A 16,567-nucleotide genomic window follows, 5' to 3' on the forward strand; every position below is an offset into this window, starting at 1 on the left:
TGGACACAGAGAGCGAATGCTTCGAGGGTTCGTAAGACCAGTGGAGATATTGCATTGAATCGAAGAACATTCCTAACTCAGGCCGGATCGCTTGCTGCCGTTGCGGCTGTCACTCGTGGATCGGGCGCGGCTCCCCTCAAAAAGCGACGCCCCAATGTGCTGTTGCTGATGTCCGATCAGCACAACCGCCGTGTGATGGGTTGTAGTGGCGACCGAGTTGCACACACCCCGAACCTCGACGCCCTGGCGGCGACGGGGAGCCGCTTTACACAGGCCTACTGCACCAACCCTGTCTGCACGCCATCGCGAGCATCTCTGATGACGGGGCTATACAGCCATCACAATGAAGCGCAGAACAACATGACCCCCTATGCGCCTGAACACAAGACCATGGCGCACCACTTTGCCGCGGCGGGCTACATGACAGGCCTGGTTGGGAAGATGCATTGGGTGGACGCTCAGACCCACGGCTTTGATTACCATCTGGGCTTTAATGACTGGTTCCAGGCACTTGGGCCTAAAACGCAGTTGTATGCCGACGAGCTTGGGAGGCCAAACTCTGGATCGGGACTGCCCGAGATCGATGACCTGTGGCGTGAGGAAGGTGATCCTTGGAAGGGGCATCGCACGCTTGATTCGCGAAAGGGATCAGTCGCCGTTGGCGAAGTTTCGCTGATGCAAGAGGAAGACCACTTTGAGTCGTTTGTGGCTCGTGAGTCGAATCGCTTTCTCAAGCGGTTCGGTACTGGGGATAAGCCGTTCTTCCTCGTGTCATCGTTCCTCAAGCCGCATGACCCATTTATGCCCTCGAAGCGCTTTGCAGATATGTTCCGTTGGCAGGACATGGAGTTGCCGGCCAGCTGGGGCAAGGCAAACCTCGCAACGTTGCCTCAGGAAGTACAAAAGACAATCGGCTTCGATGCTCCCACCCCGGAGTTGCACGACCCCATGGAAGCGAAGAAGCGGCTGGCCTTCTACTACGCAAATCTGGCCCAAATGGATGACGCGTTGGGGCAGGTGATGGCCACGCTGCGCAGTCTGAATCTGGAGAACGACACCATCGTCTGCTACACGTCCGACCACGGCGACATGCTGGGCGAGTTGGGACTTTGGGCGAAGTTTGAGTTCTATGAAGGTTCCTGCGGCATCCCGTTGTTACTACGCGTTCCCGGACAACACGCAAGCACGGTAACTGAGCCAGTGAGCCAGGTGAACCTGTGCACCACGTTTACTGATCTTGCTGGCGTGCCACTGTTACAGCCAAATGATGGGCGCACCATGCGTCCGCTATTGGATGGAAAGGCCCACGCATTTGGTCCGGTGTATGCCGAATACGCTCTCGGTGGCAAACAGCCGAAGACCATGATTCGCGAAGGCGACTGGAAGTACACGCTTTGGGAAAACGATATCCCCGAACTCTACAACCTCAAGACCGATCCGCAGGAGTTGCATAACGTTGCGGCACTTCCTGAGAACGCAGAACGATGTGCGGCGATGAAGGCACAGATCCGCACATGGCAAAAACTGCCATCACCACAGCACGTACGCGTTTAAGCAACGACGATTCATTTTTGAGGCCATCATGAAAAAGCTGTTTGTAGTTCCTTCTCTCCTGCTTGTAAGTGCAGCGGCATATGCACAGCAGACTGGCAACATCCTTGGCACTGTCCGAGATAAGTCAGGAGCCGTTGTCCCCAATGCGACGGTTACGTTGACCAATACTTCAACGCAGTTTTCACGAACACTGCACTCGAATGCCAGTGGCGACTATGTCGGATCATCGTTGCCAATTGGTTCCTACACCGTAACGGTGGAAGCACAAGGGTTCCAGAAGCTGGATCGTTCCGGCATCACGCTTACTACGGCAAGTTTGCTCACATTGGATCTTGATTTGACTGTAGGTAGTGCAGCGGAGACGGTTGAAGTAACAGCGCAGGCTTCGCTGCTGCAATCGCAAAGCGGTACCGTTTCGTCACTGGTCGATAGCAAGCAGGTTGTGAACCTGCCACTTGCCACACGCAACTTCACGGACCTTGTATTGCTCACACCGGGAGCGCATCAGGGCACGGCAAGCAATCTTGGTGAGGGCGGCAGCGCGTACTCGATTCGTGGTGGCGCAAACTTCAGCGTGAATGGCACAACGGCCGCAACCAACTCGTATCTGATTGACGGAATTTATAACCGCAACCAGTGGCTGAACACTCTCGTGATCGTGCCTGTCGTAGATTCCATTCAGGAATATCGCGTATTGACCAGCAGCTATACATCCGAGTTTGGGGAATCTGCAGGTGCGGTTACGCTCGTCAGCACAAAGAGTGGCGCGAATCAGTTTCACGGCGCTGCATGGGAGTTTCTGCGCAACGATCTGCTCAATGCGAACACATTCTTTGCAAAGCAGGCTGGTCTTGCGCGACCCAAGTACAACCGCAATGTTTTCGGTGGCAACCTTGGTGGACCCATCATCCGTGATCACACGTTCTTCTTCGCGGACTACCAGGGCATTCGCCAGCACACACCCGTAACCCAAACCACAACCATTCCAACGCAAGCAATGGTGAACATGGTGAAGACGGGCAATTTCAGTGGTGCTCCCGCCACGATCTATAACCCGTACACCACAACCACGGTGGGCGGCGTGACCACACGTACGCCTTATGCGGGCAACAATCTCTCTGCTAACCTCGATCCTTCAGCCGTCAAGCTGGCCAGTCTCATCCCGTTGCCCACCAACGGCAACGCAACCAATAACTACACCATCACGCCAAGCTTGTTGTTGCGCGACAACCAGTTCGACGTTCGTATCGACCAGAACTTGTTCAGTTCAGATCGGCTCTTCTTCAAGTACGCGTACGACCGCGCATCGCAGACCGTGCCCGGCACCATGTATCCCAACCCCGCAGCAAATATTCAGGTAGGCCAGTATCTCTCAACGGGTGGCAACGGATACCAGACAGATGCGTTTGCTCACTCGGGGACGCTCGGTTACTCTCACGTATTCTCCGCAAACACACTGCTTGACCTGCACGCGGCAGTAGTTCGGTGGAACGCTAATGTTGCGCCAGTAAACCTGAATGTTCCAGCAGCAACAAACCTCGGCATTCCCGGTATCAATTACAACGCGCAATCTGGTGGCCTGCCTGCATTCACACTCAGCGGATTTGCCACGCTGGGCGACAGTTCAACCTATCCAGAGATCAGCCATATCACTACCTTCCAATACGATGGCAACCTGACGCACACCGTCGGGAACCACACCATCAAGGTGGGACTGCTTTTTCTTCGTCACCGCTTTAATGGCTTCTCAGCCTTTCCAGTGCGTGGAACCTTTGACTTCAATGGTCAGTACACGCGCGCGAACAACGCCGCTACGGTGTCTGCAACGCAGTTGCAGTACTACGCATTGGCCGATCTTGCGTTGGGTGCTACTGACAGTGCAAGCCGTAACATCCTCACCGGTAGCTTTGGCATGCGAACCTTTCAACTTGCACCGTACGCACAGGACACATGGCGCGCCACAGATCGTCTGACGCTTGATTACGGTGTTCGTTGGGAGATTAGTGCTCCACCCTACGAGGTGCATGATCACTGGGCGAATCTTGATATAAAGACGGGACTGCTAAAGGTAGCAGGTTTAAATGGAAATGGACGTCGTCTTCGAAACTTTGATCTGAAGACTATCTCGCCTCGCCTCGGTCTTGCATACACACTGGATGAATCGCGGAAGACCGTTCTAAGAGCAGGATTCGGCATTTCATATGTGGACACGCTCGTAGGTGGTGCACAGTTGTATAAGAACCTGCCGTATTACTTTGCACAGGCCATCACCACCTCTGTGAATTCAGCGCCAACAGCGTTGTTGCGGAACGGTCTTCCAACTCCAGTTGCGCCCGATCCGAATAACATTGCCGCCATTTCCACAGGCAGTCCAACAGTATGGGACCCCAATACACGGCAGACCAGCGTTACTCAGTTCAGCCTTGGTGTGCAGCGTGAGTTGCGCAAGGACGTCATCCTGGACGTGAGTTATGTGGGCACGGTGAGTCATCACTTGTTGGTGAACAGTTTGAATCTCAACCAATCGAGGCCCGGCGCAGGTGATCAAGGACCGCGTCGCCCGTACTACACCATTAATCCCAACCTGGTGAATGTTGCATATCGTGGAGGCGTCGCGGATGGCAACTACAACAGCCTTCAGGTGCATGCAGAGAAACGAACTTCCGGTGGTTTGAACTTCGGCGTTTCCTATACCTATTCCAAGTACCTGTCAGACTTCGGCAACCCCAACGGTGGAGGCAATAACGACATTCAGGACAACAGCTGCTTGCGTTGCAACTACGGCCGCTCTGCCGATGACCAGCGTCATAACCTGGTAGTTAACGAAGTATACGAGTTACCATTCGGACCAAAGCGCCGCTATCTCAACCACGGCTTTGTCTCGCGCATCGTTGGACCATGGAGTGTGAGCAGTGTGTGGTCACTGCACTCAGGTTCGCCTTTCACTGTCTTCTATAGCAGCAATCTATCGAACTCGTCGGGTGGTGGAACACAGCGCCCGAATCGCATTGGAAGCGGTGCCCTGTCGTCGGGGCGTACGATCAATCGTTGGTTTGACACCACCGCGTTTGCTGCGCCAGCGCAGTACACCTTTGGAAATTCTGGGACCGGCATCCTCACAGGCCCTGGCTACTTCAACGTGGATATGACAATCGAGCGGCACGTGCTCTTTGGTGATCGTTATGACCTTGATCTTCGCGGAGAAGCATTCAACACACTCAATCGCGCGAACTTCAATAATCCTGCAGCAACCATCGGATCGCCCACGGCAGGCATCATCTCCAGCACGCAGGCAGCACGAATTCTACAGATCGCTGTGAAGCTGGCGTTCTAAGCAAGGTTCTTCAACAGAGACACCGTTACGAATGAGGAAGAGATGTTCAATCAATCCAGCAGCCGTCGCAGCTTTCTGAAAGCAGCCGCAACTGCATCCGCAGCCACAGCGATTCGTCCTGTGGCTGCGCTGGGGCAGGCTGCATCATTGCCCAATATTGTCTATCTGCATTCGCATGATTCAGGACGTTATCTGCGGCCCTATGGCCACAACGTACCCACGCCGAACCTGATGAGAATTGCCAGTCGAGGCATTCTATTTCGAAAGATGCATTGCGCAGCACCTTCATGCTCGGCAAGCCGATCCGCGCTGTTGACGGGACAGAGTCCACACGCGGCCGGCATGAACGGTCTTGCCCATCTGGGTTGGAAACTCCATGACTATAAGCAGCACATACTTCATAGTCTGCGTGAGCAAAAGGGCTATTACACGGTGCTTGCCGGCCTACAGCATATTGCGGTCGATCCTAAGGTGATTGGCTTTGACGAGATCCTGCCCGGCACACACCGTCTTGCTGCGGATGTTGCCGGCCACACAATTGAGTTCTTGAACAAAGCGCCGAAGCAACCGTTTTTTCTTGATTGTGGCTTCTTCGAAACGCATCGCGATTACCCAGCACCAACAGATAATGCCGACTACATCCTGCCGCCCGCTCCACTGCCAGATAACCCATCCACACGAATTGATATGGCTGGCTTTCATCAAAGCGCACGCGATATGGACAAGGCCGTAGGCCGCATTCTGGATGCGCTGGAAGCCAACGGCCTGCGCGAGAACACGCTCATCATCAGCACTACGGATCACGGTATTGCATTTCCAACAATGAAGGCCAATCTGGACGATGCAGGAATTGGCGTCTCATTCATGATGAGCGGTCCAGGAGAATTTTCCAAAGCAGGTGTTTGCGATGCCTTGCTATCACACATCGATGTATTCCCAACCATCTGCGATTATCTGGGCATGACCAAACCCGCATGGCTTGCGGGAAAATCATTTCTTCCTGTCGTTCGCGGAGAGAAGGAAGAAGTGAACGAAGTCATCTTTGCAGAGGTCACATATCACGCTGCATACGAGCCGAAGCGCTGCGTCCGCACGCCACGCTACAAGTATCAGCGTCGCTACGACGGTCGCACCACCTATGTGCTGCCTAACTGTGATGACGGTGCCGCAAAGTCTTACTGGTTACGTGAGGGGTGGCAAAAGCAACAGCTATTGCACACGGAAGAGTTATTCGATGTGGTCTTTGATCCGGCAGAACGTAACGATCTGGCGCGCGATCCTGCTTATGCGGAGATATTGCGACATATGCAGAAGCAGATGGATGAGTGGATGCACGCCACGAACGACCCGCTGCTGAATGGCCCGGTGGCGCTGCCGCCAGGAGGTCGTTCGGCACCAGTGAACGGTATCTCTCCAAAGGAAATGCCCACAAGCAAGGGCCAGTTTTCTTAAGCCGTGAGTACACCGCTCCAGTAGCGAGGCGGTGTATCTCTTCGCAATGCTGACGCATTAGCAATCGGCGACTTTCGTCTTATGCGGTAAGACGCGAGCCGGCTGTAGCAGCCCGGTTGTAATTATGATCGCTGGAATAAGGAACGCGATCGACCCGATGACCCACATAATGACCGCGCCTAACACCTGATCGTCGAGTGGATCGACTTGAAAACCACTCCCGTGTTCCACGTAGTATCCGTACACAGGCCGACCGCAGAAAGAAAGAACGCCCGCGAGAATAGTGTTCACCACATCGGCAGAAACCAGATAAATCAAAATTCCCCATCCGTGTTTGTCCGCACGCGCTGGCCACGGAAGAAGGATGTATCGCCAGAACAACATGGCAGACGCAAGGAAACATAAATGCTCTATCCCGTGAACGGTTTCATTTTCGAGTGCGAGATCGTAGAGCAGGGGAACATGCCAGCCGAGAAACATACCGTTCATCAACAGCCATGCCGTGAGAGGTTGCGTGATCCACTCACCCAAACGGCGCAAATACTTTTGTCGCAGTAGTGGAGCGATGAATCTACGGCGGACTGGCGTGGGGATTCCGCGGAGAATAGGTACGGTTGGCAAACCAATCCACAACAGAGGTGGTACGACGGACATGAGCAGCAGATGTTCCACCATGTGGACGCTCAGCAACCGGTCGGCGAATTCATCCATTGGCGATGCGATAGCAAACCACAAGATTGCGATTCCCGAGAGAAAGGACAAAAGACGTGCCGAAGAAAACTGGACACGTCGAGTCTTTCGAATGAGAAACCATCCGCGCGCATAAACAACAGCCGTCAGAAGGAGAGAAAGCGTCAGCCACGGTGGCAGACGCCAATCTGCAACGGCGTCGCGAAAGGCCTCCGAGGTCACTGGCTCTTCCTATCGGTACTCTCAGCTTCAGCAAGTTTCCGTGAGGCATCTTCTGCCAACGGCACGTTATTCCCCTTGAGAGTTAGCAGGAATTGAACAAGCGCTTTAGTCTCAGGCGGAGTAAGCGCATTTCCGTATGCTGGCATGTTTCCGCCACCCTGCAGCACCTGACGGATGATTTGATCTTCGGTCATGCGAGTGGCGATCGTATCCAATGCGGGACCGCGTTCTCCGCCACTCCCGCCCAGCATGTGACAATTGCGGCATTGTTTGTTCTGTAAGACGAGCGCGCCCTGATGCTCAAGCGGTGATCGATTCTTCAAGTACTGTTCCGGAATCGGGTCGCTCGACCAGGCCTCCATCTTAGGACTCCATGGAGTTGTGCTCCCGAGCTGTGTAAAGATGCCAAGCGCAACGACGACAATCGTCACTGTAAGAACGGCAACGGGGCGTCTGCTCCAATGGCGTTCTCCTTCACTTGCAACGATGGGAACAAGAAGCAATCCCGCAATGATGAGCACAGGTGCGATCAGTATTAGAGGGGTCTCAAGCGCTGGCGGAAGAAACGCCAACACGGAATAGAGCCAATAGAACGGATAATCCGGTTTAGGAACAGTTTGAATGATGGTGGGGTCTGGCACGCCGCTGGGACCAATCGGACCGAAGAAGAAAGCACACGCCATCACCGCCAGAATCATTGTGGCCGCGAAGACTGCATCCTTCCATGCACCGTCCGGGACAAAGGGCACGCCCGTTCTCTCCGTGAGTTCGTGATATTCGCTTATATACGTGTCTTTGCTAACAAGCCGGCCTGGCATTGGCCAATCGCTGACGCCGTGCCGTAGCACCATCCAGATGTGGACACCCGTGCCAAGAAGAAGTGTTCCGGGGATGATGAACACGTGCAGCGCGAAAAAGCGTGAAAGAGTTGCTCCTCCGATGATCGGTCCGCCCAGCATGATGTGAACCAGTGGCGCGCCGATCCATGGAACGCGGCTGACCAGCGACGCGCCGATTCCGAGGCCCCAATAGGCATCCTGATCGAAACGAAGAACCTGCCCTGTGAAGGCCATTCCCAACGTGAGCAGCAGAAGAAAGACGCCAACAATCCAGGTGAGTTCGCGCGGGAACTTGTAAGCGCCGAAGAGAAAAACCTGAATGAGATGGATGAGCACGATGACGACCATGAAGTCCGATCCCCATCCGTGCAGCGCCCTCAGATACCAGCCGAGAGAGAGATTGTGATTGATGAATTGCAGACTGTCCCACGCATCTTTGGCCGTGGGGTTGTAGACCAACCCCAAGAGAACCCCCGTCACTACCTGCAACAGCAGCAGCACGGTAGCCGCGCTTCCGAAGACGTACATCCAACTGACATTGTTTTCCGGTGTCGGGTGGGTCGCCGCCTCGGTCATGGGTTCGATGAGGCCGAGACGCGACTCAACCCAGCGATACAGTTTCCAAACGTTCTGCTTCAGCTCTCCCATGTGTTCGACCTCGAAGTGCTGGTTGCTGGAGCAATTTGAATCAGGGGTTTGTCCTTGCAGGAGGCTTGTGTTGCCGGCGTCGGCATATCCCCAGCGTGAATGGAAAGCTGTCCATCTTCGATACGAGTACGGTACTCAAAAAGTCCGCGATCCGGCGGGCCCGCTGCGCGATCCCCATTCTCGTAGTAAGCGCCTCCATGGCATGGGCACATAAAAAGCCTTGACTCTGGGAACCAGCGCACCGGACAACCGAGGTGAGCGCAGTTGACGGCGAAGACTTGAAATTTGGCGGAACTCGCACGACGCACCCAACAAGGAATCTTTGCTGTGTCACCATCGCTGAAATTTGCAACAGGACTAACAAACTCCGCAAAGCGCGTTTCCCCAACAGGAAATGTGTCTACATTTCCGAGCGAGATCCACGACCCAGATGATTCTTTACTGCGCCGTACCGGTCCAAGCAGAAAGCCGACAATAGGCACGGCGAGAACCGCGCCAACGCCAGCGTTGAGTAGAAGAGAGATCTTGAACAGAAACGCACGACGTGTGTGTGCGTCCGCTTTTGCCTCTGAAGAAGCTTCGGCGTTTGGGGCTTCGGATTCATTCATCAGATCGCTCATAGTCCTCTCACTCTTATGGGCGTTGCGGATACGGCTGGCCTGGATTCTCGGTACGGTGTGATGTCATCCACGCCACGATGTCTGTAACTTCGGCATCGGTCAGCTCGTGGGAATTGGAGCCTGAAACGTAGGATCGCCAGTCGATGCGCGCGTCCATATGGCCAGCGATAATCAAGCTGCGCAATCCCTGATCACTAATTAAAGCCAGATACGTTGGATCCAGGATCGACTTCGATCGTGACGCATCCGAAGCTCCTGTGTTGTTGCCGTGGCATCTTTGGCAATAAGTAACGTAGGCCACTTTGCCCCTTGCTACGTCGCCCGCATTCGACGCAGCGTAAGGCAACATTTTCACGTTGAGGAAATCGGCAGGTTTACCCCAGGAAGACACTATGCCTTGAGCGAGTGTGGCGATTTGCGCGTCGGTCAGAAATCCGCCTGCACCTTTCCCAAATCCTGGCATCATGGTTCCCGCAACACCTTGGGCGATGATGTGCTGAATGGAGCTTTGTCCAGCGGTCGCGATGTATGCCGGATTGGCGAGTGAGATTGCCGCGCCGCCTTTCCCATTCTCGCCATGGCAGGCCGCGCAGTTCTGCTTATAAAGAACTGCGAACGAATTGATTTGTTGCGGACGTGGTGCTTCGATTGCGGGACCGGGCTTGCCTGGTGGTTCGTTGCATGCGGACAAGGCGAAACAGCAAAGGGCACTTACCAGTGCGACCGTCGATAGGCGCTTGGTCATCGAGCATCGTCCTTTGGTTCGGTGTCGTTCGTGGTCGAATCAAGTGGTACAGAGCCGTGGAGGCCCGCCCTGATCGAGAACGGAAGCGCCTGAAACTGCGGTGTCCGCACCTTGGCCTGCAGGTTGACCACGAAGCCACACACGAGCCCAAAACTAATTTGCGAAAGAACAAACCAAAACCAGTCGATCCGCGCATTCAGGATGGGACTAATAACCCCCAGTGCGGACCGAGTGATGCCTGTGAACAATAACGGGACAACTATGCCCGCGGTCACAATGGGATATCGCGGATACATGGGCAACATCGCGCCATAGAGAAGGCCAACGAGCAATGAGATGAATCCGTGAATCGCGATCGCGGCGAGTAGTCCTTGCCAATGAAACTGACTGAGAAACGTGTCGCTTGCCCCGACCCAACTGACGAAGCCGCCCGCAGCAAGCAGGTTCGCCGAATACCAAAGGCTGTGGTGCTTCAATAAGCCGAAAAGTGTTGCAGGAAGGATCATGGCGATACCGCCCACTATGCCGCCCTTTACCCCGGTGCCGATGTGAAAGGTCTCAACGGGCAAAATCTTACGATGGAGGTCGCTCGTGGGCAGCCTCTGATGCAGGCTGCGAGAGGTGACCACACCAACCTCTTTGACCGTCACGGGCACGTCGATGTGACGTTCATGCGGAAACACTTCAAAGAACCAGCCGACCGCGCCGCAAAGAAACAATACGAAGCCAAGGATGCCGAGCACTTCGCTTGTTACCAGAGCGGCCAACATGAATGCAGTGCCCAGCGAAAGTACAAACGGCCACACTGTAGGCGCCGGGAGGTGTATGACCTCATCGTGTGGCGCTTTCTCCGAAAGAACAAGTGGCTCCGCGGGATCTGTATGCATGCGTTCACCTCCCAAAAACGTAAACCACAAGAAAAACAACCACCCACACGGCATCTACGAAATGCCAATACAGCGATAAAACTTCCAAACGTTCCGTGTGCTGGACGCCCAGGGAGCCTCGCAGCGAAAACAGAAGCGCAACCGTAAGCAGGATGAGTCCAACGATGACGTGGGACGCGTGCAGACCTACGAGTGAATAAAAGGTCGTACCAAATAGGTTCGTTTGCAACGTCAGGCCGTCGCGATAGATCAGCTTGTGCCATTCGAGGGCAGTGCTGCCAAGAAAAATGCTACCCAGAGCAACGGTGGCAGCGATCCAGAGCGAGCAGAGTGACTTCTTTGCGGAATGTAAAGCACTCACAGCCATATGAACGGTGATGCTGCTTGATAGAAGGCAAATCGTACCGAAAATTGGTAGCGTGAGAACTTCACGCGGCGTCGGTCCGCTAAGACTCTTACCGATATAAAACACATAGGCGACTACGAAGATCAGGAAGATCGTGGCCTCGGCAAGAATGAGACACAACATGCCGACAATGCCACGTGATGGCAGCACCCAATCAGCGTTCGGTTGTTGCGGTATGACGGCGGTTTGGCTCATCATCGTCCTTCCTACTCGTAACTGTTGTCCGGGTCTTCAGGATGCTTCAGGTCCCACAGGGGGCGGCGGCTGTTTACAGAAGGTGTTGTTGCAAAGTTGTAGGCAGGGGGCGGTGAAGCCGTCGACCACTCCAAAGTCCACGCATCCCATGGATCAGGACCCGCCTTGCGGCCCTTGAAGAAAGACCATACAAGGTTGTAGACAAACACCAGCGTTGCGACCGTTTGCACTACCGCACCGCATCCCACAAGAAGATTCCAGATCATCCAACCGCGATCTGCCTCGTATGTGTAAATACGCCGTGGCATGCCCAGAATGCCGGGAATATGCATTAGGTCGAACGTCAGGTGAAACCCGATCAGGAAGAGCCAAAAGTGCCAGCTGCCGAGTGTTTCATTGAGCATCCGGCCCGTCATCTTGGGATACCAGTAATAGAAGGCAGCAAATAGCGAGAAGAGAATTCCCCCTACGATGACGTAGTGAAAATGCGCTACGACAAAATAGGAGTTACCTAACTGCCAATCGAATGGTGCGGCTGCCAGCATGATCCCGGTGAGTCCAGCTATTAAAAACTGAAAGAGAAAGCCAACAGCGAACTTCATCGGTGTCGCAAACTGAATCTTTCCTCCCCAGATGGTTGCTATCCAATTGAAGACCTTGATCCCGGTCGGGACGCCAACGGTCATGGTGGCTAAGACGAAAAAGGTATTCGCCCCTGGTCCCATTCCGACGGTGAACATGTGGTGTGCCCAGACGCTCAAGCTGACGAACCCGATGCCGACTGATGCGGCGACCATCGCCGGATAACCGAAGATCGCCTTACGGGAAAAGACCGGAACGATTTCGTTCATGAATGAAAAGGTCGGGAGGATCAGTACGTAAACTTCCGGATGTCCGAAGATCCAGAAGTAGTGCATCCAGAGAACGGCAGAGCCTCCGGCCTGCGTATCGAAAAAATGCGAACCAAGATAGCGATCCAGCATCAGCATGATCTGGGCTGCAGTCAATGGGCTGATGGTGACAAAGATCATCAGCGACATCACAAGGTACAACCACGGCAACAGTGGCATGCGCGTGAGCTTCATCCCAGGGCAACGCATGGACACGACAGTGGCAACGATATTGATTGAAGTACCAATGCTGCCGATGCCGCTCAGAAGAATCGAAAGCGTCCAGTAGTCGGTGCTGTGTCCTGGGGAAAATGGCTTTGCTGTTAGTGGCGCATAGGCCCACCAGCCCACGTCTGGAGCGCTACCAGCTCCGTAAAGGCCCGATGCGCCAAGATAGCTGAAATACAAAAGGAAACCGGCGAAGGCAGAAACCCAGAAGCTGAACGCGTTGAGCCTGGGAAAGGCCATGTCCCGCGCGCCGATCATCAGTGGGATGAGATAGTTTCCGAAACCAAACAAGACTGGCATGGCGACGAAAAAGATCATCGTGGTGCCATGCATCGTAAACAGTTGATTGAAAGTCTGAGGTGAAACCACGTGATTATCTGGGACGGCCAGTTGGGCACGCATCAGGAGAGCCTGCGAGCCACCAATAACCAGAAAAACCAAGGCATATCCGATGTACATCAAGCCGATCTTCTTGTGATCGACCGTAGTCAACCAATCGTGCAAAATCTCGAGTACGAGGCTTCGCCGCTTGCCTATATCTGTTACATCGACGGTCGCAGGAATCGGTTGTGTCGCCATAGCCTCGTCCTTCTACTTCAGCGTGCCGAGATAGGTTGTGACGGTATCCATATCGTGGTCGTTAAGGTGCATGCTTGGCATCAATACACCGGGTTTGAAGTGTGCCGGGTCATTGATGAATGTGCGCAGGTTTTCCGGCGTATTCTTTACTGCGCCGGAGGCTAATGTATCTCTGCTTGCAACGTGGGTTAGATCGGGGCCGAAGCGTCCTGTGGCTTCAGTCCCGGAGATCGTGTGGCAGCTCATGCAGGCGTTACGCAGGAATACGGCGCGCCCTTCTTTGGCAGATTCATCCTGAACAGCAGGCTGCTTCTGATGCGCAATCCATGCGGCGAATTGTTCCGGAGTGTCTGCATACACTCGGAGCAACATCTTCGCATGTTGTGTTCCGCAATATTGAGCGCATTGCCCAAGATAGAGACCCGGTGTCTGCGGATCGACCCACATGATATTTACTTTGTTGGGAATAACATCCATCTTGCCGGCAAGACGCGGAATCCAGAAGCTGTGATCCGTATCTGCTGAGGACATCGTCAGGTAAGTGGGAGTTGGATTGGCCTTATTACTTACAGGAATGTGCAATTCGTTTGCAGTAACGATGCCTTCCTTGGGATAGCGATATTCCCACCAGAATTGATGCCCAATGACTGTGACGTCCAACGCAGAGGCCGGTTTGTGTGCGTGCTCTGTGACGTAAATAATTCGCGCGCTGGCGAGAAACAGCATCACCACAATCAGGACGGGGACAACCGTCCACGACAATTCAATCTGATTGCTTCCGTAAATCTGTGGTGGTTCTTGAAGCGCATCTGGCGAAGAGGATCGCTGCCGATACTTGAGCAAAGCATATGTCAGTAGTCCGCCAACAACTATGAAAATGCAAAGCGTCGAAACCAGCACCAACATCGAGAGGCCAAAGATCAGGTGCGAAGGTGTGCCATTGGGAGAGAAGATGCTCGTATTCCCATGGACCACATCTGGCAATTGATAGCTGGTTTTGGCGAGCTGAAAGATCATAGAACGCTCCCAGCAGAAAATGCAGTGAACCGCAGATCAATGAACTGCAACGCGCGAATGGCCAGCGTATCTAACTGAATCTCTTCGTGTCGGGATGCCCGGTGATGTCGCACGTACGAAGCTCCTGTCCGGTCTTGCATGCTGCGTTGATTGCACTGCAAAACAACGCGCTCCAGCCCAAAGGAAAATCCGTTTCGCGCACAAGCATACGACGATCGACCGAAATCCAACCATTATTATTTGGCCATCAAATGGATTCGGAGAAAAAGTGGCGGAGGTTTTGAAACGCGAGGTCTGGCACGGCGTTGGAAAGGTTTGCAAGTTACTTTAGGGTGACTGCTATGTCGACTGGGAAAAGAGCCAGTCGGGCCTTTTTGTAGATCGGCATCCCTGATTTTGCTTGCCGCATTGGTCCAAGTGCGGATCTCTCGGCTGTCATCGAGGATTGGTATGGCTCGGGATAGCGTCCAGCCCAAGGTGCCATGCGCTCGCATGACCCGGTGCTTGAGTTCGAATGTACCCTTCGTTTCAGTCGCCTGTTGGATGGCTTCACGAACCAGGGGCTGATCCAAGCGATGAATGTGCCTGCTGATCCAATCCGGATCGCCATTCGTCACGTCTGAAAGGGAAGCTTGGCGTCGAGATTTAGATAGTGGCCCTTATTTCGTTTGCATGCGCGAGAGTTTGCTGGGGCGCATGACCCACATGATTTCGTAAATGCCCTGATCGGAAGCGTCTGTCGCTACCAACCCGATTGGCTCGTTCGCACAAGAGATCAGGATGGATTCCCTACCGTTCACATGCGTCCATGAAAGCGTGACACCCAGCCAGAAGTGGGACGCGAATGCCGCAATGAACTTGGCGACACGCTCACGGCCTGCCACAGGCACACGTGCCGCGCGCACAAAGCCACCGCCATCGGAATAGGACACAACATCTTCTGCGAATAGGTTTTCCAGCGTCGCCATATCGCCACGCTGTGCAGCGTTGATGAACGCCTCAAGAAAGCGACGCTGTTCCTTAGCGTTCACAGCTGTTCGGCGCTCCTCTGCAATATGTTTGCGAGCACGCGACGCCAGCTGACGGGCGTTGGCCTCTTCAATTTGAAGAGTCTCTGCAATCTCACGGTAGGAGTAGTCGAACGCCTCGCGCAGTACATAGGCAGCACGTTCCGTAGCGGGTAATTTTTCCAATAGGACCAGCACTGCCAGTTGCAATGCTTCTTCGCGCTCCGCCCCCAGGGTGGGATCGCTGCTGGTGTCCACTGGCTCCGGAAGCCACGTTCCCGTATAGGTTTCGTGGCGCGATGAAGCGGATTGGATCAGATTGATGCACATCCTCGTGGTTATTGTGGCGAGAAACGCCGCAGGATTTTCCACCACGTTTCGATTGGTGGTCTGCCACCGCATCCATACGTCCTGCAAGATGTCTTCTGATTCCGCAGCACTGCCGAGCATGCGATAGGCAATGCCAAAGAGACGGGGACGCACCGCTGCAAAGGCAGACAGACCATCGTCGTGTCCACCTCTGTCGTGAACGTTCGGAATCAGTTCTTCTTCCATCACGGTTGGCATATTTTATCCCGCTGCGTAAGCAAATGGCCCGAATGAGTTTTCTCTCAACGTAACCCCTGAGCTCCAGTACTTATTCCTACATGGCTCAAGAACAGAATTCAGAACTGCCTAAGTGCGTCTTCCACTTGGTCTTCACTTAAAGGTGGGTCATCCGAATCTCCTGTGAGAAGGGCTTCGATTTCCCTCTCGGCATCCGGAAGAGACTGTTCCGGTATCTGAGAAGTTGTAATGTCACATTCCAAAATCATCCGAAGGTTTTCCTCGGTCTCTTCCAGATAGAACTCTTCCTGGCTGGCTCGAAGCTCGTATGAATCAATCTGCAGACTGCTCTTTTCCCCACTCGGCTCGTAAGCGCTCATTGTTCTTCATCCTCCTTTCGCGGTTCGTATGCACACGCAGAGTTCCCCAATTGCCGGCGATTCTCCTTCATCGGGAACAAGCTGGTGAAATCGCGAAAAACCAGCTCCTCTGCGCATACATCTCATCACGCGGAACGAAACCAGTCCGCGTAATCCCATGCCGGGCTTGGATGCAACCGCCCGGAATTTTCGCCTGCACTCCCAAGACAAGACAGCCATGCGTTTTGTGACAGGAAATTTTCAACTTAGAGATCGAGACCCCCTGTCACGTTTCCGCAGCCATCCTTGTCTTGGAGGTAGTCAGACAGTTTTGGCTTTCTGGTAGATC

14 protein-coding genes are annotated in these 16,567 nt (G+C 54.0%); 3 read left to right on the forward strand and 11 right to left on the reverse strand.

Features of this window, described 5'->3' with window-relative positions:
* Positions 1-54: 54 nt before the first annotated feature.
* Genes M504_RS13335 through M504_RS13345 form a run of 3 tightly spaced genes read left to right on the forward strand, consistent with a single transcriptional unit; the run spans position 55 to position 6,340 of the window.
* Positions 55-1,554 (forward strand): sulfatase, encoded by a 1,500-nt coding sequence (locus M504_RS13335; RefSeq protein ID WP_047492182.1) that lies wholly within the window; start codon positions 55-57, stop codon positions 1,552-1,554.
* A gap of 28 nt (positions 1,555-1,582) precedes the next feature.
* Complete coding sequence (locus tag M504_RS13340; protein WP_047492185.1) at positions 1,583-4,888, forward strand: TonB-dependent receptor; 3,306 nt, start codon at positions 1,583-1,585, stop codon at positions 4,886-4,888.
* Between the two features lie 42 nt (positions 4,889-4,930).
* Entirely contained in the window at positions 4,931-6,340 is a 1,410-nt protein-coding gene (locus tag M504_RS13345) for a sulfatase (protein WP_084214327.1), read from the forward strand.
* A gap of 57 nt (positions 6,341-6,397) precedes the next feature.
* Here M504_RS13345 and M504_RS13350 read toward each other — a convergent pair whose 3' ends face one another.
* From M504_RS13350 to M504_RS13395, 11 genes are all read right to left on the reverse strand, one after another.
* Positions 6,398-7,252: a cytochrome c oxidase assembly protein gene (locus M504_RS13350; RefSeq protein WP_052200711.1), complete on the reverse strand. Its 855-nt coding sequence runs from the start codon at positions 7,250-7,252 to the stop codon at positions 6,398-6,400.
* Positions 7,249-8,739, reverse strand: a complete 1,491-nt coding sequence (locus tag M504_RS13355; protein ID WP_047492188.1) for a cytochrome b N-terminal domain-containing protein — start codon at positions 8,737-8,739, stop codon at positions 7,249-7,251. The genes M504_RS13350 and M504_RS13355 overlap by 4 nt, the downstream gene beginning before the upstream one ends.
* Positions 8,727-9,359 carry a Rieske (2Fe-2S) protein gene (locus M504_RS13360; protein ID WP_084214328.1) on the reverse strand — a complete coding sequence of 211 codons (633 nt, stop codon included), beginning with the start codon at positions 9,357-9,359 and terminating at the stop codon, positions 8,727-8,729. Before M504_RS13360 ends, M504_RS13355 begins: the two co-directional genes overlap by 13 nt.
* A 13-nt stretch (positions 9,360-9,372) precedes the next feature.
* Complete coding sequence (locus tag M504_RS13365; RefSeq protein ID WP_047492190.1) at positions 9,373-10,104, reverse strand: cytochrome c; 732 nt, start codon at positions 10,102-10,104, stop codon at positions 9,373-9,375.
* Positions 10,101-10,991: a hypothetical protein gene (locus tag M504_RS13370; protein ID WP_052200712.1), complete on the reverse strand. Its 891-nt coding sequence runs from the start codon at positions 10,989-10,991 to the stop codon at positions 10,101-10,103. Before M504_RS13370 ends, M504_RS13365 begins: the two co-directional genes overlap by 4 nt.
* 4 nt (positions 10,992-10,995) lie before the next feature.
* On the reverse strand, positions 10,996-11,595 hold the full coding sequence (locus M504_RS13375; protein ID WP_198137599.1) for a cytochrome c oxidase subunit 3: 600 nt from the start codon (positions 11,593-11,595) through the stop codon (positions 10,996-10,998).
* An 8-nt stretch (positions 11,596-11,603) separates the two neighbouring features.
* The gene (gene ctaD, locus M504_RS13380; protein ID WP_047492193.1) at positions 11,604-13,289 is read right to left on the reverse strand and encodes a cytochrome c oxidase subunit I; all 1,686 of its coding nucleotides are present in this window, start codon (positions 13,287-13,289) and stop codon (positions 11,604-11,606) included.
* 12 nt (positions 13,290-13,301) lie between these two features.
* Positions 13,302-14,306 (reverse strand): cytochrome c oxidase subunit II, encoded by a 1,005-nt coding sequence (gene coxB / locus M504_RS13385; RefSeq protein WP_052200713.1) that lies wholly within the window; start codon positions 14,304-14,306, stop codon positions 13,302-13,304.
* Between the two features lie 236 nt (positions 14,307-14,542).
* A complete protein-coding gene (locus M504_RS22730) occupies positions 14,543-14,923 on the reverse strand; it encodes a PAS domain-containing protein (RefSeq protein WP_084214329.1) in 381 nt (126 codons plus the stop codon).
* A 42-nt stretch (positions 14,924-14,965) separates the two neighbouring features.
* Positions 14,966-15,880 carry an RNA polymerase sigma-70 factor gene (locus tag M504_RS13390; protein ID WP_084214330.1) on the reverse strand — a complete coding sequence of 305 codons (915 nt, stop codon included), beginning with the start codon at positions 15,878-15,880 and terminating at the stop codon, positions 14,966-14,968.
* Between the two features lie 98 nt (positions 15,881-15,978).
* Complete coding sequence (locus M504_RS13395; protein WP_047492196.1) at positions 15,979-16,239, reverse strand: hypothetical protein; 261 nt, start codon at positions 16,237-16,239, stop codon at positions 15,979-15,981.
* Positions 16,240-16,567: the final 328 nt, after the last annotated feature.

The organism is Terriglobus sp. TAA 43, assembly GCF_000800015.1.
Lineage (GTDB): Bacteria > Acidobacteriota > Terriglobia > Terriglobales > Acidobacteriaceae > Terriglobus.

Bases quoted from the DNA above. Each gene is read 5' to 3' on its own strand.
- M504_RS13345 (WP_084214327.1), top strand. From the start codon at position 4,931: ATGTTCAATCAATCCAGCAGCCGTCGCAGCTTTCTGAAAGCAGCCGCA.
- M504_RS13360 (WP_084214328.1), bottom strand. From the start codon at position 9,359: ATGAGCGATCTGATGAATGAATCCGAAGCCCCAAACGCCGAAGCTTCT.
- M504_RS13395 (WP_047492196.1), bottom strand. From the start codon at position 16,239: ATGAGCGCTTACGAGCCGAGTGGGGAAAAGAGCAGTCTGCAGATTGAT.
- M504_RS13375 (WP_198137599.1), bottom strand. From the start codon at position 11,595: ATGATGAGCCAAACCGCCGTCATACCGCAACAACCGAACGCTGATTGG.
- M504_RS13365 (WP_047492190.1), bottom strand. From the start codon at position 10,104: ATGACCAAGCGCCTATCGACGGTCGCACTGGTAAGTGCCCTTTGCTGT.
- coxB (WP_052200713.1), bottom strand. From the start codon at position 14,306: ATGATCTTTCAGCTCGCCAAAACCAGCTATCAATTGCCAGATGTGGTC.
- M504_RS13390 (WP_084214330.1), bottom strand. From the start codon at position 15,880: ATGCCAACCGTGATGGAAGAAGAACTGATTCCGAACGTTCACGACAGA.
- M504_RS13355 (WP_047492188.1), bottom strand. From the start codon at position 8,739: ATGGGAGAGCTGAAGCAGAACGTTTGGAAACTGTATCGCTGGGTTGAG.
- M504_RS13340 (WP_047492185.1), top strand. From the start codon at position 1,583: ATGAAAAAGCTGTTTGTAGTTCCTTCTCTCCTGCTTGTAAGTGCAGCG.
- ctaD (WP_047492193.1), bottom strand. From the start codon at position 13,289: ATGGCGACACAACCGATTCCTGCGACCGTCGATGTAACAGATATAGGC.
- M504_RS13370 (WP_052200712.1), bottom strand. From the start codon at position 10,991: ATGCATACAGATCCCGCGGAGCCACTTGTTCTTTCGGAGAAAGCGCCA.